Raw genomic sequence first — 19,062 nt, 5'->3', positions numbered from 1 at the left:
GATAACAGTGGATTTGCGTGGCTGCAGTTTAAATTGACGATTTAGACTGGTATTGCTCATGCAGTTGGCCATGATTGGGCATACCGTACCAGTCCAATAACTGCAAGAAAGGCAGGTCAGCTAAGCTATCACCAAAGCCAAAACTGGGACGCTGATGGTCTAAATGATGCTCTAATAAAAACTGTACCGCATGACGCTTATGAACCGCATGAGGCAATATCGCTAAGTTATTAGCGTTCACATGTAGATAGAAATCTTGATCAAAATCACGTATCAAAGTGGGCAGTTTCTCAGCTAAATCTACGAGCGCTTGATGATCTTTTTGCGCATGTTTGATAGCCAGATAAATGGTTAGCTCTTCATCATCAGAACCATTGTTAAAGTTATCGATATGCGGTGTAAATACTAAATGACTTTGCTCGCTTTGACTATGACTGGCAAACAATTCGCTTAATTTATTAAGCTTATCTTGCAATGACTCAAGTTTGGCATACATATGCTGCTGCCAACTGCTCAGCAGCGCTCCGTCAGACGTTAAAATAATCGCCCCATGAGTTAATACTTGCCAGCTATCAAAGGGCAATTTAACGCGTTTAATCTCACTACGATCCCGCGCCGTCACTACGATTAAATCAGTGCTGGCAAGTAGCCAGTTAAAAAAGGTTGCTTGGCGCTGGCTCATAAAGCTCAAAGGCTCGTCTTGTTTATTGACCGTCGCACATACCAAAGTTTCAGGTTCAGTAGTGGGCAAGTCCCATGCATCAATTTTGCGCTGGGTTTGGAATAGCGTGTCGTCCAAATCCATCAAGGCATAAGGCTTAATAATGTCTGGGTTGGCTTTAAAGAATGAGATAGTCATATGTTCCTATTGCATTGATTGTCTTTGAATAATTGACTTTGATGTACAAATTCGTCTATCAAGTTTTTTGTTCTCAAATAAGTTCTTACTGCATCAATTTTGAATAATAAATATGCTTCTAGTATGTAGAGAGGTATCGTTGCAATATAAAATAGTGTTTGATTTTGAAAGAGAACGAGAGATAAAAAACCTACTATCAGTATCCAGATCAAGAAAAAAATAATAATGAAAATATTGAATCGATGATAGTTATTGCTCCAATAGCTACTTAAACCTCTAACCTTCTTGATGTACTGTCCATCTTCGAATCTTATTATAGAACCTGATTTTAAAGCGCTAAGCTCATGTAGGTTAATTTTTAAAAACTTCTGAGACATCAGAAACTCTATTTCTTCAACCTTATAGTCTTTGAGTAGGTACAAGCGCTTGTAAAAAAGTTGCTTGATTAGGAATGGTTGGTTACTCAGTCGTTCAAGAAAATTTTCGTCATCAATTATTTTATAGAGCATTTCAAACTGTTTATCATCTTTAGCATCAACACGATTAACGATATAAATAAAAAGCTTTACTAATAAGAAAATACCGGAAAATATAAGCGCTATGATTGCTAGTGAGGATTCACCAAACCCTGTAATGATTTTGATATAAGTCAGGATCTCAGCTATTTCCATGACCTGCACCTACCACTAGCACATTATCCAAACCTCGCCACATAGCATCCACACTATCAGCTGATGTTTCTATACACAACACAATCAAATCCCAATCACTAGGCTCAACGTTATAAGCAAAATTGGTCATACCAAGCCCGTAGTTATCGCTGAAGCTCAGCATCGTGGTAATCGCTCCACCAAGCGCAATCGGTGAGCGGGTTAATGCGCTAAAATTAACCATGCACGCTGTATTTCCGCTCAGTTTTTTAGACTCTACTTCAAGCCATTCAGCCAATAGAAATGGCAACCAAACAAACTCATTGCTACCCAATACTAGGATTCTTTTTGGTAGCTGAGTAACATCAAAGTTTTCTTGATCATCGAAGCGCGTAAATGTAGCCTGAAAACTCGAAAGGTAGTTAGCAAAACCCTCTGTACTGTCTAGCGTTGGAAAACGCCCCCAGTTGCCCGTATCACCGAGCGCCTGACTACCAGCGGCAGTAGTATCAACCGATGGCATCGTAATAGGTTCAGGATTGGGTGCATCTGTCCATTGCCATGCACCAGACAGTAAATGATGACGATGAAACTCAATACCAGCGAGACGATCCGCCATACGTGCAGGCTTAGCATCTGACTGTGGGTGAGGTTTTTCTTGATCTAATGACCAGTCCACCAGTGTCGTCAGATGTACTTGCTCTAACTGGGTCAGTCCTGCTTCACGTAAGGCAGTGACGACATTAACACAGGTATTGCCCGTTGAGGCTTCATCATCGACCATAATCAGTGTTTTACTGGCCAGGAGCTGCGCTTGAGTAACGCTATCTTTGCTCTGATAAATCAAATGCTGGCTGGCATGACTGTGATCTTCACAAAACGTCGTCAGCAAGGAGTCGGTACCATTCGGATCACTACTTTCATCGTGCTGTGCATGACGCGTAGAGTTTAACAGCAGAGCTTGAGGATAGCGCGTTTGTAGCGCTTGATGGACGCCAGCAGATAGACCAACAGCGGTCTCTGCCATACCAATGACTAGAACTGGCTCAGGCAAGTCATTAGGCACTAAGTCAGCCAAATCAGTAAATGCTTCTCGCATGATGCTTGGCGCAACGGGAATATGACGACCTAGCACTTTTGAGACAAACAGAAACGCCCGTTTTGGATTAATACGCTGTGCAAATCCTAGCAAATCTTCTAATTGATAACGGTCGCGTTGTTCTACGCCATTTTTATTAGTGACTGATTTATTAGTGGCTGAGTTGGTTTGGTAAGTCAGATCTAGCGTACCACGGGGTAGGGTGATGGTCGTACTGTGTTGCTCATTTAACATTCATATTCCTTGGCGCTTTTATTTATATATCGAATAGATTTCTTAACCCTGACAGCCAACCAGCCATAAGGCACTGCGACTTTGCTTGCTTAGCTGAGGTGTTGTAAGAGGCGTAGCACTGGTCAAATCAGTCGTGTTCTCCAAACTGATGCCAGCGCTCGCCAGTAGGGCAGATAATAACTGAAATTTCACCGCATAGTTCATATTTTGTGCATGTTCATGAACCAGACTTGATGTGACCATACCGACCACCTCTCCAGTCGGCAATAATAAAGGACTACCACTAGAACCGGGCTGAATGGGTGCGGTGAATTGCATATGACGGATATCGTTATTTAAACCTGTTAATCCTGATATACAGCCTTGGGTGACTTGCAGTTGGCTACTCAGTCCTGACAACGGAAACCCCATTGTGGTAATGGTCTCACCCAATATATCAACACACTGCTGCGCCAATGGAAGGTAGCTAGGCAAAGGATCACTAACTCTAATAATAGCTGAGTCGCTTCCGATATCGCTGAGTACGACTTGTGCCTCGCGATCAGGCTGACCTTGCTGACGTACGCCAACCATCGCTGCTGACTCAATCACATGATAGCAAGTGAGCAGATGATAGGGATCAATAGCAAACGCTGTTCCTGTCCAAGTTTCGCCTGCTTGTACTTGACGAGGAAGGCGAGCTTCGTTGCTTGGATGAGTACGCTGCTGCTGTTGCGCTTCTTGAATAAGCGTATGTATGCTAGGTGGACGAACATCCAGACTAACCTGTACATGATGTTCAAGGCTCGCCAAGCCTTGCGTTGATGCCTCGCCAAGCGCCCGACATTTGAACTGTCCATTACGCTGATATATTTCTAATATAATCGCCGCTTTGACATGCCGCTCGTTTGTTGTGAAGTTGTAGCGAATATCCCCGTTGTTGAGCGTGAGGCTTACGTCATTTAACTCTACCGCTGGCAAGTTTAGGCTTGGATCATGATAAACATAAGCAATCAGTTGTAAGAAACTAACATTATTTTTATCAAATAACTGGGGTAAATCTAACTGCCATGTACTTGGATTATCCTTGTTATCGAGCTGAGCCCAGTCTTTAGACTCATGTAAATAAGCAGGACTACAAACTGCTTTACGATTGGCATCTAATGGCAACCACAATAGTCCAAGCTGCTGTCCAAACTCTAATGGTTTAGTAGTAGAAAATGCGATCGAACATTTGGTGTTTTCGATAACCGTATTGGCCCCTAGCATTAACTCAACTTGCTTCGACATCACATTTCCTTAGTCTATTTGCGCGATTATAATTATTTTTATTGTTTAATGATTTTATCCTTGAGACTAAAGTCTGACCACATAAAGGGTTTTGACTTTATTTTGTACCTATCATTCTACCAAGAGAAAACAGTAATAGATGTTTTAATATACAGTTAAGATTAATTGCATAATAGAAATATCAAAATAGATAGATATAAATAGTTGTCAAGATTTTTTAAATAATACATTATTTTTATAGAACAACGATGTGGCTCTATAGTCTAGCCATTTGTCGGCTAATGTAGCCATTTATCGGACAATACCTTATAGTGTATTGCTACAAAACAAAATTCCAGTAATAATACAATCAAAATCTATTGCTATTTAGTAACTTCACTGTGAGTAAGTGTTATCATAAGAATTTAAGAATAGTAGTTTATTTAAACATATTTATCTCAATCTTGTTTTCAAGCTCATTACTGCTTTAAGATTAATGAATTTCTAGTTGTTAAATCGTTTATATGCTTAATAACTATAAAATTGAAGTTTCATCTACTGAATATATTTCATTTCTTATAATATAAAAGATATACAAAAACTATTGTGTGGTTGATGTCTGAATATTTTTTATATTGTGAGAAAGTCAGTTGGCCGGATCTTTAAAACGTTATTCATATTTGTTAATTACTTTATGTAGAGAGCTTGATAGAAGAAAGCGTAGCAGTATTTTAAGAAAAGGAGTGCTCTATGAAATTCTCTTGTGCATTAGAAACGTCTTCTGAACGTATTCGTTTGGTCAATGTTATTTCGCCGCTTATCAAAGCAGGTTATCAGCTAGTCTCCCAAAGACAGGAGGCTTCAGAGAATGGTGGTAACATCATTCACGTGATTGCAAGAAGTCTGGGGTCTAAAACGCAGGAAGATTTAATCGATGACTTATCTTCGATCGAAGGATGTACGCTTTTTAATCTAGAAATAGATGACGAGGGTGGCTCGTCAGCTGCCCCTGCAAAAAAGACATTGGATGAGAAGAGTGTTCTATCAGCCATCGGCGCGTACTACCCTAAAATAGCAGATATTGTCGGTCAGTATGAAGATAGTTTGCCCAGTGATCAACGCATGACTGCATTGCACGAATTGGGCCGTAAGGTTGGTGGCGGAATTTACCAACGTGATTATTCACTTGGTAGTCCGTTAAAGATGCCTACTACGATTACTCGCGAACTTGTGCCAGCACTAAAGGGGCTTTCTAAAGTTAAAGCAAAGAACAATGTAATTTATTTAATCAAATGTCCGTTTTGTAAATCGTCAGACCATAATCATTCAGGATGCCATTTTATTGTAGGTTATATAGAAGGCTTTTTAGCAAGCAATCCTGCTGTCGATATGGTTCAGGTTAAAGAAACTAATTGTGGTGCGGGCAGTACCAACATTTGCGAATTTACCATTGGGTAAAAATATTATGCATAGATAATCTAATGTCTGTGTAAAACAAATACTAATGAGCGAATGACGCACTGTGTTGTGATTGAAGTAACGTTATTTGGCTCAGTTTTTATGATAGATAAAAGGCAAAAAAATGATTGAAGTTGAATATAACTTACTTTTGGTGTTGGTCTCATACGCCATTGCAGTGTTTGGTTCTTATGTCGGCCTAAACCTAGCCATTCGAGTTCCTTCTGCCAAGCCAGGAACAGATTTATATTTTTGGGTTGCGCTATCTTCGATTGCAATCGGGGGTGCGATTTGGTCTATGCACTATATCGGTATGATGGCAGTAGATATGAAAATGCCTGTTACCTATGATTTAGGGTTAACGATTGTCTCAATGCTACTTGCGATTTGTTTCGTTGCTGTCGGTGTCCTTATCGTAGGTCGCGGTGATTCAAGCATTGGTAAACTGATCGGTGGTGGTGTGCTTACTGGACTTGGTGTCGCAGCTATGCATTATACGGGTATGGCCTCTATGCAAATGGAAGCTACCATGTCATACAATATACCGTTATTAATGGTATCAATTGTGATTGCTATTGCAGCCGCTATCGCTGCACTATGGTTGGCATTTAATTTGCGTGGTTCATTACAGCGTTTTGGTAGTGCGTTTATCATGGGTCTTGCCGTTTGTGGTATGCATTACACTGGTATAGCCGCGATGGAAATGACAATGACTGACCATGTGATGCCGATGGACTATACACATGCAGGTGCAATTTCTTCATCTATTATGATTTTCATCGGTTCAGCCGTTGTATTGAGCTTGTTATGGTTCATTGCTTCTAAAAATGCACCTAAGCAAACAACACTAGCGTTTGGTGAATAATTCAAAGCGTTCGTTTTTAATACACCTTAGAACCGAAGCCAAAAAAAGGGTTTTTAGATTAATATCTAAAAATCCTTTTTTGTGCTTGTTCAAATCATTTACTAACCACGTGCATGCCTTGCGGACTATTTATTCATCACCCTTTTCAATTTTCACACTCAACATAATAGAGCGTACTTGGCATGGTTCAATATGCTGAATATTGGTCTCTAAGTTAGGTTTCTCTGATAACCCCAACCAGTAAGAAAATCCGACCTGCGTCAGATCAATTCCACTATGAGAAGTATAGCCAATACCACCTGATGGGCGGCTATTAATCTCAAGAACTCGGTGCTGACCGCTATCATCAGCTTTGGTTTGTACGCTGACGATGCCATCACAGCCAAAAGCCCTAATCAGTGGGATTACGACATCCATGACAGACTGTTCATAACCAACATGTTGTATTTTTCCTGTTTTATGACGAGTGACAGCAGCCAGGACTTCACCATATTCACAGACCACATCGATAGAGTACTCTTGCCCTGACAGATAAGGCATAAGCAACATTGGAATAGGGCGATCGTGTACCATTTCGCTGTTAGCATAGGCATTCACAAACTGAGCTGTGTTGATTTTTTTCTCTTCAGTGAAATATAAGTGCTCAAAGCTATCGTACTGCTCGTCATATTCTTTACCAGTGTCTAGTCGCCAAAACCCTTGGGCAAAAATACCGACAACAGGTTTGACACATAGAGGCTGGTCACCATGCTCAGCTAATAAATCCTCAAGCTCAGTAGTATTATCAAAACGCCATGCGTCTGCCACTGGAATATTATGAGTGTGACAGTGCTGCATAAAAGCAAATTTATCATCGATTGACTCTAGTGCCGCCACGCTGGTTGCGCCCGTCAATAAGCGAATACCAACAGCGTCAAATTTCTCACGATGCACTTCATAATCGATACCATTGCGTCCAGTCAGTAGTACTTTTACGTTATGCTTTTGAGCTTGTTCTAATACGAACTGCCAGCGTGGTATAGCAGTTTCGCCAGTCATGTGGTTATCAGTATCTACGATCGAGTCAGATGGCTCGCGATAAATCATATCGGCGAATTCAAAAATTTCAGGTCTATCATGACGGTGTGAGGCAATAACTTGAAAAGGGTTGTTTGAAGGACTGCTTGATTTGCTCTTTAGACTTTGTAAGCTCTCTAACATATCACGCTGGCTAGATTGGCCTTCAGCTAACCACGCCGCTACTAGTATTGAAGGGTTACTATTGTCAGCAAGATTATTCATAATTCTCTCAGCGTTATCATTAGGTATCGGGGAATGGGTAGGTCAATATTGCTACTGCAAATCTAGTAGTAATATTAGCAAAGGTATACGGTTTAATAGGACGTATTATATACAAATGATATGCGTTATAAACGCCTCTAATAAAATAGTCATAGGGATTTGTAAGGATGACTTTATCGCTTATATCACGATTGCCTGATTCAAAACTTTCATAATATCCATGCTACTATATGATGATAGTCGGCATGACAATGACAACAGCATAATAAATAATCTAAAGGACGTATGATGAGTCAAAACCAACCTCAAAAACTAATTGCAGGTGCCAATGCGCCACTACCAACTGACAATATTAGCATTCGTATTTTAAGCCAAAACGCCATTGATTGTGCCGCTTATCGTCTGACTAATGACGGCAAAGTACGCGGTGATGGTGACATGATATTTTATGGTCAGACACGTAGTGATGATGGTAGTGTTAGCTTTCGCGGTCATGATAGTGATGGGTTTTTTGATGTTAATTTGTCTGCACAGCCTGCAACTATTGAGAAAATTGCCCTAGCGTTTTCTAGTGCGCAAACATTGTCACAAGTTGGTGATGTAGACATTCAAGTCTTGCAGGGCAGTCAAGTGCTGATGACCTGTCAGCTGAGTAGCGCAGGCCGTAACGAAAAAGCCATTATATTGGCTGAATGCTATCGCAGACAAGGACACTGGAAATTTCGTTTTATCGCCCAAGGATTTGAGGGAGGGTTAAAACCTTTATCTGAGCATTTCGGTGTGGAAATCGCTGATGAGGCACCTGCCCAAAATCATAATCCTGCACCAAACCAACCTCAACCTATCAATACGCAGCGCCCAATCAATACGCAAAAAGCAGGCAACACGTCTCAAGCTAACAACCCGCCACCAATTCCTGCTAACCCTTCGATTAACCTAAGTAAAATAACATTAACAAAAAACCAATCTAGCATTAATCTTAAAAAACGTGATGACTTTGGCAAAATATCAGTCAATTTAGACTGGAACCAACGCCCTCAAAGTGATAAAGCAGCGCCCAAGAAAGGCATACTGGGAGATCTGTTTAAGCAGCATCAATCAAGCGGTATCGATTTAGATGTGGGTGCTATGATTCATCTAAAAAATGGTGAAAAAACCCTTATTCAAGCATTGGGCAATCGCTTTGGTAGCTTGCAATCAGCGCCTTATGTTTGCCTACGTGCGGATGATAGAACGGGGCAGGTAAGTGGCGGTGAATGGCTAGATATCAATGGTCAGCAATGGTCGCAGATTGAAGAGGTATTTATTTTTGCATTTATCTACGAAGGCGCACCCAACTGGGAAAAAACCGATGGGGTTGTAACTATCCATGTGCCAGAGCAATCACCGATTGAGACACGTCTGACCGAAGGTACAGGTAATCTACCAATGTGTGCCATTGCCCGTTTGGTCAATCAGCAAGGCAGTATCAATGTTGAGCGTATCAACCAATACTTCAAAGGTCATCAAGAAATGGACAAAGCGTTTAATTGGGGCTTTAGCTGGAAGCGTGGACGTAAATAGTATTCTTAATTATAAGTAATAAATATAAAAGAGCGGCCCATCTATTGATAGATGGGCCGCTCTTTTTTGAAATAGACTATTTAACTAGATTGTTAATAATCCAGTTAGAGTCTAAAGTCAATTACGCATGCGGTGTGATAGCAGGCATTAAGTCGTGGAAGGTGCGGCCAGAAGCTGTCTCGCCAATCGCATGCATTTTCCATTCATTGTTATGACGATAAACCTTTGCCATTACCATCGCTGTATGTCCACCTTGGGCAGACAAGTTATAACGTGCTACTTCACTATTGTTATTGGCATTAACAATACGGCAAAACGCATTTTCTACTGTCTCAAACGTTTGACCAGTAAAGCTATTAACCGTGAATACCAATGAGACCACATTGGCAGGTACTCTTGAGAGATCGACATTGATGACTTCATCATCACCATCGCCGTCGCCAGTACGGTTATCGCCAGTATGCACGATACTGCCGTCTTTCGATTTTAGCTGACTGAACCAAATGGCATCGACCGCTTGCTTGTTAGCATCGAACATGATGCATGAAGCATCTAAATCGATAGAGTCGCCGCCAGAACCGCCGCCGAATAATTTTCCTAAGAAGCCACCTTTTTTATCTTGTGGCCCTTGAGCGACATCCCAGCCTAGACCCAATTTAACTTGAGTCAGCTCGCCGCCCGCTTCTTTGCTTAGGGAGATTTTTTGACCTTTTTGAAGACTAACTGCCATGTGAGTATCCTTATAATAATTGTGAGTAAAACCGTTTAAAAATAATGCTAAAGAATGTGATAAATTGCGAAATGCACTATAAGATATTGTCTAAGAAGCCACCACCGCCGCCACGTCCGCCTGAGCTACTACCTAGGACGCTTTGTATCCAACCTTGATAACTGTCACGATTGCGTGAACAAATAATGACTTTGCCACTTCCTGAGAAGTTCAGAACCATACCTTCGCCACTAGTGACGGAGTTGATAATATTGCTCATGATGCCTTTTTTCTTACTGGTCGAAACTGACAGTTTGTATTCAAGGTTCGAATCCCAGCAGACCACATGACCGTTATCAATAATGACATCTTTGTCTGGTGTGACATCAATCTCAAACAACGAGCCAAAACCAGATACCACGACTTGACCTTGGCCTTGGGTCTGCATCACCATAAAGCCGCCTGTATCACCGAATACTGCACCGCCTAAATTGCGCTGAATATTGGCTCTGATATCGACGCCAGTTTGAGCCGCGACAAACGCACCATCACTCAATGTATACTGCTGTTTGCCAACTTCTATGATTTGCATATCACCATCGAGCGTAGGCGCAAGCAGACAGTCGCCTTCACCATTAACCGCCTCAATCTGCTGTTGAAACAACGATTCATCGTTTGCAAAGCGGCGCATCAGTGACTGCATCAGCCCACCTTGTAGCTTACCTTTCAGCTCAAGATTGGACTCCATCATCACCATCGCGTTGGCTTCACAATAAATTGAATCGCCTTTTTTGAGATTACAATGCAAAAAAGGTTCAATAGTACCGATTAAACTGAATGTTGCGGCCATGGCTTGCAAATCCTTATTCTAATATCTTTGTTAAATGCTCTTAATGTGTGCGTGTGCTTTTAGATGCTTTATAGATTTTAATGATAAGCCAATTAAATTTAAAGCCATCAAATGCGTTAAAGGGGCACACTTGATGGCTCATTGGATCATAACCAGACGTCTGATTATGATAATTGGCTTGCTAAACGTTTACGTTGGTTTTAACGTTAAACATTTACGCCATAAGAGGCTGCTAATGGTCCAAGACCACCGCTGAAGCCTTGACCGACCGCACGGAATTTCCAATCACCGCTGTGACGATATAATTCACCGAAAATCATCGCTGTTTCAGTGCTGCCATCTTCTGATAGGTCATAACGAGCGATTTCAGATTCGCCATTGTCGTTTACAACGCGGATATAAGCATCACCAACTTGACCAAAGTTTTGGTTACGTGCTTGGCCTTCATAGATGATTGCACAGATAGCTACTTTGTTGACGTCAGCTGGGATGCTAGCAAGATTGATTTTGATTTTCTCATCATCGCCATCGCCTTCGCCAGTACGGTTATCACCAGTATGCTCAACAGCGCCGTTGTCTGATTTTAGGTTGTTGAAAAAGATAAAATCTTGGTCGTTACGGACTTTGCCTGCTTCGTTAATCAAGAAACCGATTGCATCTAAATCAAACTCTTGGCCGTCAGTGGCACGTGGATCCCAGCCTAGACCGACTGTAATGTTAGTTAAACCTGGCGCTTCTTTTGATAAGTTTACGTTGCCGCCTTTTGTTAAGCTAATAGCCATACAAATATCCTTTGGATTAATAGTTAAGTGGATTGATTGATAAAAAATAAACTAAAAGTTGTGCAGTGACTGATATCTCAGAGCAAATAATAAAAACTTACCTGTATCCTATGCCCTGCATATCATTAGGTTTTACTATACTAAGCGTTTGCTCACTAAGCAAGGCGTATTTTGTGCGCTTACTATATGCTTACTAAGGGACATAATACTTCTGTATCTTTGATAATTTCTAATCAACTTAGCAATAGTCTTTAAGATATTGTTATGAAAAGTAATGTTTCATACAAAAGGGATTTAGCACAAAGGTAGCTTAGATAAAACAATCGCTTTGAAAAGCACCGACTGACTATATGGGCTTAGAACAAACTAACTCATGGCATAGGTATGCTTCGCAGCTAGTATGAGAGCATGGCATTATATAAAAAACCTATTTAGATAAATATACATGTATCTCTTATTCTGCAAAAACCGACCAGCCAGTTTTTTGTACGAAGCGCTCTAGTGCTTTTAGTCCAAGCTTAGAGTTACCTACATGATCAAGCCCTGGTGACCAAACCGCGATAGACCCTTTACCAGGTGCTATCGTCAAAATACCGCCACCAACACCACTTTTGCCTGGTAAGCCCACGCGGTAAGCAAATTCGCCAGAGCCATCATAATGACCACACATCATCATCAATGAGTTAATACGACGTGCTCGTTTTTCATTGATTACACGTACTCCTGAGTGCTTATCAACTCCGTTAGACACTAAATAAAGACCGGCACTGGCCAACTGTTGGCAGTTCATTGCAATTGAGCACTGATGAAAATACGTACCTAATACATTATCCACATCGTGTCTTAAACGACCAAAGGATTTCATAAAGTGCGCCAGAGAGGCATTTCGGTCCTTGTGCGCCATCTCAGAAGCCGCTACTTTATGATCAAAGCGAATTGAATCATCATCTGCAATGAGGTGAACAAACTGTAAAATCTCACCCAGTGTCTCTTTTGGCTCATGTCCCATCATGATAGCGTCGACAACTGCGATTGCCCCAGCATTAATAAAAGGATTGCGTGGGCGGCCAGACTCATGCTCGAGCATCACAATTGAATTAAAAGGATCGCCAGATGGTTCACGCCCGACATGTGTCCAAAGTGTATCGCCTAGCTTGCCAAGACCAATTGTTAAGGTAAATACCTTAGAGATACTTTGGATCGAAAACAGTGTACTGGCATCACCTGCTGCATACATATGCCCATCAGGAGTCGCTACGGCTATACCGAACTGATTAGGATCAATATGAGCCAATTGCGGGATATAATCTGCGACTTTGCCGCGGTCAGTTTCTCTTGCCATCTCTGCGGCAATATCATCAAGAATTTTTTGCATATCGTTTATAGGGTCTTATTTCGACAAGTTATTTAAGGATGAGGATTTTAACTGAAGATAGGGTGATAGTAACAGGGCAAACGTAACTTTAACCATTAATTGTCTCAATTATTGGTTATTCCGATATTTTGGGGCTTCAATATCACCTAACAGTAAGGCAAAAATAGTGTGAAAAAAAGCAGGCCATACCTGATGATATGACCTGCTTAGATGTATAACTAAATACAGACTACACTGAGAACACGCCTTAGTTCAGGCTTGCTTTCTCAGCTTTACGATGCTGAAGTGACGCTAGCAGCGCCCAACCAATAAAGGCAATACCAATCAGACCAGTGATAATCTCTGGTACATGGAACTTCACTGACAATAGCATAATCAGTGCTAATGCACCGATGGCATAATGTGCGCCGTGCTCAAGATAGATGAACTCGTCAAGCGTGCCTTTGTCTACCAAGAAGATAGTCATAGAACGTACGAACATCGCACCAATTGCAAGACCTAACATGATAACAATCACGTCATTGGTAATTGCAAATGCGCCAATCACGCCATCGAAACTGAATGAAGCATCTAGGACTTCTAAGTATAAGAAACCAATGATACCGCCCTTCATAATGGCACTGGTCGCCGCAGCGCCCGAACCATTCTCTTCGTTTTCTAGGTCTTCTTCCAGATCACCTTCAAGCATACCTGATACAACCTGTACGCCCAGATAAACCAAGATACCCCAAACACCTGCGATTAGGACAGCGCTTGACTGCTCTGCATTAGCCCACGATACCGCAATCATCAAGACGATAAGCGCTACAAATACGCTCATGGCATCGACTTTACCTAGCTTGGCTAAACGGCTCTCAAGCCAGTCAAACCAATGTACTTCTTTGTCATCAAAAATAAAGTTCAAGAATACCAATAGCAAGAAAATACCACCAAATGCTGAGATTTCTGCATGGTGTGCCATCAGTCTTGCTGAGTACTCTTCAGGGCTATATAAAGCCAAGTTGATGACTTCCATCATACCAAGGTCAGCAGTAACCGCGACGATGACAATAGGGAAGACCAATCGCATACCGAATACGGCGATTAGGATACCAACGGTTAAAAATATCTTTTTCCAAAATTCGTCCCAGCCCTTAAGGACTGAAGCATTGACCACCGCATTATCAAAAGATAATGAAATCTCCATGACGGCCAAAATAGCGGTAATAGAAAGAGTGGCTATCATGCCACCCATACCGCCATGTGAATATCCCCACCATGCTGCTATTGCCAAAGCAATTGCGGTGAAGATAAAGTCTAAATAAAAATGTCTCATGACACATCCTGTATGGTTGCGTAAAGCTAAGGTCTACCTAGTATAGGCATGAACCGCAAAAAAGCGGTTATTACTAACCACTTTTTATGCATAATTTTAAACGAAACGTAAAGCATTACTAGTCATTTGGCCATTAAAAATTGTGACTATTTGCAACGATGGCGGTTTGCTATTTTGGACGTAATGACGGTGACTAATAACAGACTAAATACCAGTAAATAATGGTTTTAGATATCGACACCGTATTGCTGACACATCGCTTGCAAGCCGCCTGAATAGCCTTGACCAACAGCACGGAATTTCCATTCGCCGTTGTGACGATATACTTCGCCAAACACCATCGCTGTCTCTACAGAGTAGTCTTCTGCTAGATCAAAACGTACGACTTCAGTGCCAGTCTCTTCGTTAACAACACGGATAAAGGCGTTTGCGACTTGACCAAAGTTCTGGCTGCGAGCAGCAGCGTCATGAATAGTCACTGTCACGACTACTTTATCTACATCAGCAGGTACTTGAGTGAGATTTACTTTGATAACTTCATCATCACCATCGCCTTCGCCAGTACGGTTGTCACCAGTATGCTCGACAGCGCCATTGTCAGACTTCAGCTGATTATAAAAGATAAAGTCATGATCGCCGCGCACTTTACCCGCGCCATTTAGCAAAAAAACGCTAGCATCAAGATCGAACTCAGCACCAGAAGTGGCGCGCTCATCCCAACCAAGACCGATAAGTAGCTTGGTTAAATTTGGGTCAGTTTTCGTTAGCGATAAATTACCGCCTTTATTAAGTGATAAAGCCATGGTGTTATCCTTTTTATTAGACGTTAGTGGTTTTATAAGGTCATCGAAAAAAGGCGATGCTTACGCAATAACTGCGCAAATCCATCGCCTAGTAACGCTCTATCATAGCAACAAAAAATGGCCCAATCAAAGCTGATTGGGCCATTGTTATATTTCATATACATTCGGCAAAAAACAGAAGTTTCAGGTACTTATACTGCCACTATAAATCTATAGTTTTATTTATCAAAATCCTATTTACGGACTTTAGATTCTAAACTGTAAATCTAAAACTTCGAGTTATAGACTTTGACGATGACGAATCTCAAAGCTTTGATGAATCGGTTTTTTGATGTTGAAATCAAAGCCAATGGTTTTTTGCGTAATATCAATGATGTCATAACGCTGAGTCAACTGCTCATCTAACTCAAAACGCGTAAAGTTGTTAGAGAAGTACAAGACGCCATCAGAGGTGAGGCGGTTCATGGCACGATTAATCAATGCAGCATGATCACGTTGCACATCAAAAGTACCTTGGAATTTCTTAGAGTTTGAGAAGGTCGGTGGATCAATAAAGATAACATCGAACTGTTCGGTATTGTCTTTTATCCACTCAAAGATATCGGCAGCAACGAATTGGTATTTATTGCGGCTAACGTCCAAACCGTTCAAGACAAAGTTTTGTTTGCCCCAATCTAGATAGTTCTGTGACAAATCAACACTAGTGACTTTTTTCGCACCAGCAAGCGCTGCATGCACACTTGCGGTACAAGTATAAGCGAACAGGTTAAGTACTGCTTTACCGCGGCTGTTGTCTTTGATACGAGCGCGCATATTACGGTGATCGATAAACAGACCAGTATCTAAATAATCTGTAAAGTTGACATACAGATAGGCACCATCTTCGCGCGCAACATGAAACTTACCACGTTTTTCTGTGGTGTTCTGCTTGCTGTATTGGTCGTTACCAGACTGACGGGCACGCGTTTTGATAAAGATCTGTTCACGGTTAATATCAAAGACTTCACGGATACCCATCAATGCCAAGTTAAAGCGCTTTTTTGCAGTTTCAGGCGGGATGGTCTTTGGTGGCGCATATTCTTGCACATGCGCATAATCACCGTATAAGTCGATCGCAACTTTGAAATCAGGTAAATCAGCATCGTAAACACGAATGTTGCTTACATTGTCTTTTTTGGCCAGTTTCTTAAGCTTAGCAAGGTTTTTTTGCAGACGGTTAATGAAGTCTTGACCATCTTCTACTTCAATCTCGCGTTTCTCAAAACGACTGACAAGATTGCCTGTTTGCCCAGCGATAAGCGTTCCGTAGCGGAAATAGACAGTGATAGCACCATTATGACAGCGTAAAGTTTTTGGTTCTTTAATCGGTAGAATATCTACTTGTTCGACATGAGAGGCCAATATGCCAAGCATCGGGTCAATGCCACTACCGGCAAAGCTGTCTTGCAATATCAGCCCAATCGCTTGATACAACGGCTTAATCATTTCTTCATCACCCAAACGCTCACCATATGGTGGGTTGGTAATGACCAAAGGATTGCTCAATCGACCATCATTGACTAATGGCTTGAGCACGTTGCTGAGTTGGTCAAGCGCACGATGTTCGATATCGAGTAATGGTAAAAGGTCTTGTAAACCTGCGGCAATTAAGTTTTTTTCTGTGGCAAGAATCGCACCACTATCAGCATCAAAGCCCAACATAAGCGGCAATGTATCAGGCTGCTCATTGGCAATCTCTAATGCTTCGCGGAAACGTGTTTGAGCATCATCGATCATCTCTTGCCATAGCGTCTCATCATGATGCTGCCACTGGTAAAAACCAAATTGATTGGCAGCTTTGTCGATACCCACGGCATAGTCGCAATGCATCAATAGCGCTTCGATAAGGAACGTTCCAGAGCCGCACATTGGGTCGATTAACGCATTATAAAAAGGTGCGTCGCCAGCTTCGTTTTTCTTGTGCCAACCAGCACTATAGAGTAGGGCGGCTGCCAAGTTTTCTTTTAATGGTGCTTCTGTCATGGCCACACGGTAACCACGGCGATGCAAACTGGTACCGGACAAATCTAGATATAGCTCAGCTTGCTTGTCATTGATGGTTGCAAAAACAGAGAAGTCTGGGTTTTTGCTATCGACGTTAGGACGGCTGTCGTAAACTTCGTTAAACGTATCGGCAATCGCATCTTTAATACGTAGCATGGCAAACTGCTGACTGACGGCGACACGCTTATCGACAGACAGACGGATAGCAAAGGTTTGCTCTAGGCTAAACTGCTCAGTCCAATTGACCGATTTTGCCAAGCCGTATAGCTGCTCCGCAACGTCGTATTCTGCATTGATGTTTTTACGTTTAATCAGCATCAATACCCGCGAGGCCACGCGCGACCATAGACAGATGGTATATAGTTCACGTAAGCCACCAGTGACAGCTAGACGGCCAGTACTTCTGATTTCGCTGTCAATGCCAAAACTGGTTAGCTCAGTCTGCAGTGGTGCCTCAAGCCCATCGGCACAGGTAATAATAAGATCAAGCGACAACTCTGGTGAAGCTGCTGTTAGAGATGCGGGCGCGGTTTGTTCGGTCATACGGGTACCTGTGGGCTAAATTGACAAAAAAGCAAATAATAAGATAATCGGTGTAACCGGCAATTTTACCATAATTCACAGTAGGATGGTTCAAAGTAGCCGTGTTTAAGATTTTAAGATGTGATACTCAAATACGTGAAAATAAATTCTCTACTCACCCTTCGTCAGTGGTAATTCCTCTGGGACGATTTGAGTGGTGGTTGCAAAGGGCTTGGTTGCGATAGGGTAGTCAACATCTTTTGGCATCAGCAATCGCATATGCGGATAGGGCGTAGAAATGTTGGCAGCATCAAACGCAATTTTAATCTCTTCTTGCAGCACTTCTTTAATTTTGGGTATGCGGGCAACGGCTGCTGGTTTGACCCAAAAACGTACGATAAAGAACACCCCGTACTCACCAATTTCTGCCACGGTCGCTGAAGTCTCAGGACGATTAAGCACCGCATCGGTATCGCTAAGTACTTGCAAGATTTCCTTGCGAGCCGTTTCTATATCATCTTCGAACGCGATACGTACACGAATATCAAAACGGATAAAGTTTTTGGAAGTCAGGTTGATGACTTCTGATGAGGCAACGTTGGAGTTTGGGATAATGACAGTGATATTGTCTCGAGTGAGGATATGAGTGGTGCGCAACGCGATAAGTACCACACGCCCTTCATTGTCATTGATATGAATCCAATCACCGACTTGAAAAGACTGCTCAAGCAGAATGGTGATACCAGCGATAAAATTAGCAAGGGTAGACTGAGCGGCAAAACCTACTGCCAAACCAACAATACCCAAACCCGCCACTAACGATACAATGTCAAAGCCAAATTGCGCCATGACGCTGGCAAGCCCGAGTACCAATAGTAATACAGATAAAATATTTTTGAGTAGCTGCTCTATGGAAGCATTGAGACCATAATGCTGTAGGACTCTATGAATGATTTGTCCTGATGATGCCCAAAGTACGTAATAGATACCTGCCCAAGTGCTTGCCTTTGCGGTGGCTTTGATGGTTTCTGGTTCAAAGTTTATCTGACTCATAATCGCTATCAGACTGGCGACAATCCAGACATAGCGCAAAACTGAACGGACAATCTTGGTGCGGCGCTCATTTAATCGAATTTTGGCACGGCTTTGTCTAAGGATATAATTGGCCAACCAATAAAAAAATCCCAATACCGCAAGCAGTATTAGGATTTTGATGCCAGTGCTAGCCAGTTCTACTGCTTGAGAGGACCAATTAAGTGACTCTTCATCGATAGAGCCGCCGAGAGCAAGATATAGGCTAGTATGTAAGTCGCGAATGATCTCTTTAAAAAAGTCGGTAACACTAGCGATTGGCATTTTTTCGTCCATGCAGGGTGTGTTTGTACAAAAAATTATAAACGAATATC

At 41.9% G+C, this 19,062-nt stretch carries 16 protein-coding genes; 3 read left to right on the top strand and 13 right to left on the bottom strand.

The window, feature by feature from the left end; genetic code table 11:
* Positions 1 to 28: 28 nt before the first annotated feature.
* The 4 genes from V6252_RS05160 to V6252_RS05145 are packed head-to-tail and all read right to left on the bottom strand — an operon-like array spanning position 29 to position 4,111.
* Positions 29 to 859: an HAD hydrolase family protein gene (locus V6252_RS05160; RefSeq protein ID WP_341609621.1), complete on the bottom strand. Its 831-nt coding sequence runs from the start codon at positions 857 to 859 to the stop codon at positions 29 to 31.
* Entirely contained in the window at positions 856 to 1,530 is a 675-nt protein-coding gene (locus V6252_RS05155) for a hypothetical protein (RefSeq protein WP_341609619.1), read from the bottom strand. Before V6252_RS05155 ends, V6252_RS05160 begins: the two co-directional genes overlap by 4 nt.
* Positions 1,517 to 2,842: a phosphoribosyltransferase domain-containing protein gene (locus tag V6252_RS05150; RefSeq protein WP_341609617.1), complete on the bottom strand. Its 1,326-nt coding sequence runs from the start codon at positions 2,840 to 2,842 to the stop codon at positions 1,517 to 1,519. Before V6252_RS05150 ends, V6252_RS05155 begins: the two co-directional genes overlap by 14 nt.
* Before the next feature lie 42 nt (positions 2,843 to 2,884).
* Positions 2,885 to 4,111, bottom strand: coding sequence for a trypsin-like peptidase domain-containing protein (locus V6252_RS05145; protein WP_341609615.1), 1,227 nt, complete (start codon positions 4,109 to 4,111; stop codon positions 2,885 to 2,887).
* A gap of 729 nt (positions 4,112 to 4,840) precedes the next feature.
* Here V6252_RS05145 and V6252_RS05140 point away from each other — a divergent pair.
* Entirely contained in the window at positions 4,841 to 5,548 is a 708-nt protein-coding gene (locus V6252_RS05140) for a hypothetical protein (protein WP_296211579.1), read from the top strand.
* 124 nt (positions 5,549 to 5,672) lie between these two features.
* The gene (locus V6252_RS05135) at positions 5,673 to 6,413 is read left to right on the top strand and encodes an MHYT domain-containing protein (RefSeq protein WP_341609612.1); all 741 of its coding nucleotides are present in this window, start codon (positions 5,673 to 5,675) and stop codon (positions 6,411 to 6,413) included.
* A 129-nt stretch (positions 6,414 to 6,542) separates the two neighbouring features.
* Here the strand turns inward: V6252_RS05135 and V6252_RS05130 are convergent, their stop codons facing one another.
* Positions 6,543 to 7,694: an ATP-grasp domain-containing protein gene (locus V6252_RS05130; RefSeq protein WP_341609608.1), complete on the bottom strand. Its 1,152-nt coding sequence runs from the start codon at positions 7,692 to 7,694 to the stop codon at positions 6,543 to 6,545.
* Between the two features lie 288 nt (positions 7,695 to 7,982).
* Here V6252_RS05130 and V6252_RS05125 point away from each other — a divergent pair, with 288 nt between their 5' ends.
* Positions 7,983 to 9,257, top strand: a complete 1,275-nt coding sequence (locus V6252_RS05125; RefSeq protein ID WP_341609607.1) for a TerD family protein — start codon at positions 7,983 to 7,985, stop codon at positions 9,255 to 9,257.
* A 121-nt stretch (positions 9,258 to 9,378) separates the two neighbouring features.
* Here V6252_RS05125 and V6252_RS05120 read toward each other — a convergent pair whose 3' ends face one another.
* The 8 genes from V6252_RS05120 to V6252_RS05085 form a co-directional block, all read right to left on the bottom strand.
* The gene (locus V6252_RS05120; protein WP_057760836.1) at positions 9,379 to 9,987 is read right to left on the bottom strand and encodes a TerD family protein; all 609 of its coding nucleotides are present in this window, start codon (positions 9,985 to 9,987) and stop codon (positions 9,379 to 9,381) included.
* Positions 9,988 to 10,063: 76 nt separating this feature from the next.
* The gene (locus V6252_RS05115) at positions 10,064 to 10,816 is read right to left on the bottom strand and encodes a TIGR00266 family protein (protein WP_057760834.1); all 753 of its coding nucleotides are present in this window, start codon (positions 10,814 to 10,816) and stop codon (positions 10,064 to 10,066) included.
* Between the two features lie 206 nt (positions 10,817 to 11,022).
* Positions 11,023 to 11,598, bottom strand: a complete 576-nt coding sequence (locus V6252_RS05110; RefSeq protein WP_057760832.1) for a TerD family protein — start codon at positions 11,596 to 11,598, stop codon at positions 11,023 to 11,025.
* A gap of 454 nt (positions 11,599 to 12,052) precedes the next feature.
* The gene (locus tag V6252_RS05105; protein WP_341609604.1) at positions 12,053 to 12,973 is read right to left on the bottom strand and encodes a glutaminase; all 921 of its coding nucleotides are present in this window, start codon (positions 12,971 to 12,973) and stop codon (positions 12,053 to 12,055) included.
* Positions 12,974 to 13,220: 247 nt separating this feature from the next.
* Positions 13,221 to 14,288: a DUF475 domain-containing protein gene (locus V6252_RS05100; protein WP_057760827.1), complete on the bottom strand. Its 1,068-nt coding sequence runs from the start codon at positions 14,286 to 14,288 to the stop codon at positions 13,221 to 13,223.
* Positions 14,289 to 14,515: 227 nt separating this feature from the next.
* Positions 14,516 to 15,091 (bottom strand): TerD family protein, encoded by a 576-nt coding sequence (locus V6252_RS05095; protein WP_057760825.1) that lies wholly within the window; start codon positions 15,089 to 15,091, stop codon positions 14,516 to 14,518.
* A gap of 279 nt (positions 15,092 to 15,370) precedes the next feature.
* The gene (gene rlmKL / locus V6252_RS05090; protein WP_341609601.1) at positions 15,371 to 17,677 is read right to left on the bottom strand and encodes a bifunctional 23S rRNA (guanine(2069)-N(7))-methyltransferase RlmK/23S rRNA (guanine(2445)-N(2))-methyltransferase RlmL; all 2,307 of its coding nucleotides are present in this window, start codon (positions 17,675 to 17,677) and stop codon (positions 15,371 to 15,373) included.
* Positions 17,678 to 17,827: 150 nt separating this feature from the next.
* The gene (locus V6252_RS05085; RefSeq protein WP_228153189.1) at positions 17,828 to 19,012 is read right to left on the bottom strand and encodes a mechanosensitive ion channel family protein; all 1,185 of its coding nucleotides are present in this window, start codon (positions 19,010 to 19,012) and stop codon (positions 17,828 to 17,830) included.
* Positions 19,013 to 19,062 lie beyond the last annotated feature (50 nt).

Source organism: Psychrobacter proteolyticus (genome assembly GCF_038155145.1).
GTDB classification, from domain to species: Bacteria; Pseudomonadota; Gammaproteobacteria; order Pseudomonadales; family Moraxellaceae; genus Psychrobacter; species Psychrobacter proteolyticus_B.
This window is presented reverse-complemented; position numbering and strand designations above follow the sequence as displayed.

Bases quoted from the DNA above. Each gene is read 5' to 3' on its own strand.
- rlmKL (WP_341609601.1), bottom strand. From the start codon at position 17,677: ATGACCGAACAAACCGCGCCCGCATCTCTAACAGCAGCTTCACCAGAG.
- V6252_RS05150 (WP_341609617.1), bottom strand. From the start codon at position 2,842: ATGTTAAATGAGCAACACAGTACGACCATCACCCTACCCCGTGGTACG.
- V6252_RS05155 (WP_341609619.1), bottom strand. From the start codon at position 1,530: ATGGAAATAGCTGAGATCCTGACTTATATCAAAATCATTACAGGGTTT.
- V6252_RS05125 (WP_341609607.1), top strand. From the start codon at position 7,983: ATGAGTCAAAACCAACCTCAAAAACTAATTGCAGGTGCCAATGCGCCA.
- V6252_RS05110 (WP_057760832.1), bottom strand. From the start codon at position 11,598: ATGGCTATTAGCTTAACAAAAGGCGGCAACGTAAACTTATCAAAAGAA.
- V6252_RS05145 (WP_341609615.1), bottom strand. From the start codon at position 4,111: ATGTCGAAGCAAGTTGAGTTAATGCTAGGGGCCAATACGGTTATCGAA.
- V6252_RS05130 (WP_341609608.1), bottom strand. From the start codon at position 7,694: ATGAATAATCTTGCTGACAATAGTAACCCTTCAATACTAGTAGCGGCG.
- V6252_RS05115 (WP_057760834.1), bottom strand. From the start codon at position 10,816: ATGGCCGCAACATTCAGTTTAATCGGTACTATTGAACCTTTTTTGCAT.
- V6252_RS05085 (WP_228153189.1), bottom strand. From the start codon at position 19,012: ATGCCAATCGCTAGTGTTACCGACTTTTTTAAAGAGATCATTCGCGAC.
- V6252_RS05095 (WP_057760825.1), bottom strand. From the start codon at position 15,091: ATGGCTTTATCACTTAATAAAGGCGGTAATTTATCGCTAACGAAAACT.
- V6252_RS05140 (WP_296211579.1), top strand. From the start codon at position 4,841: ATGAAATTCTCTTGTGCATTAGAAACGTCTTCTGAACGTATTCGTTTG.
- V6252_RS05135 (WP_341609612.1), top strand. From the start codon at position 5,673: ATGATTGAAGTTGAATATAACTTACTTTTGGTGTTGGTCTCATACGCC.
- V6252_RS05120 (WP_057760836.1), bottom strand. From the start codon at position 9,987: ATGGCAGTTAGTCTTCAAAAAGGTCAAAAAATCTCCCTAAGCAAAGAA.
- V6252_RS05100 (WP_057760827.1), bottom strand. From the start codon at position 14,288: ATGAGACATTTTTATTTAGACTTTATCTTCACCGCAATTGCTTTGGCA.
- V6252_RS05105 (WP_341609604.1), bottom strand. From the start codon at position 12,973: ATGCAAAAAATTCTTGATGATATTGCCGCAGAGATGGCAAGAGAAACT.
- V6252_RS05160 (WP_341609621.1), bottom strand. From the start codon at position 859: ATGACTATCTCATTCTTTAAAGCCAACCCAGACATTATTAAGCCTTAT.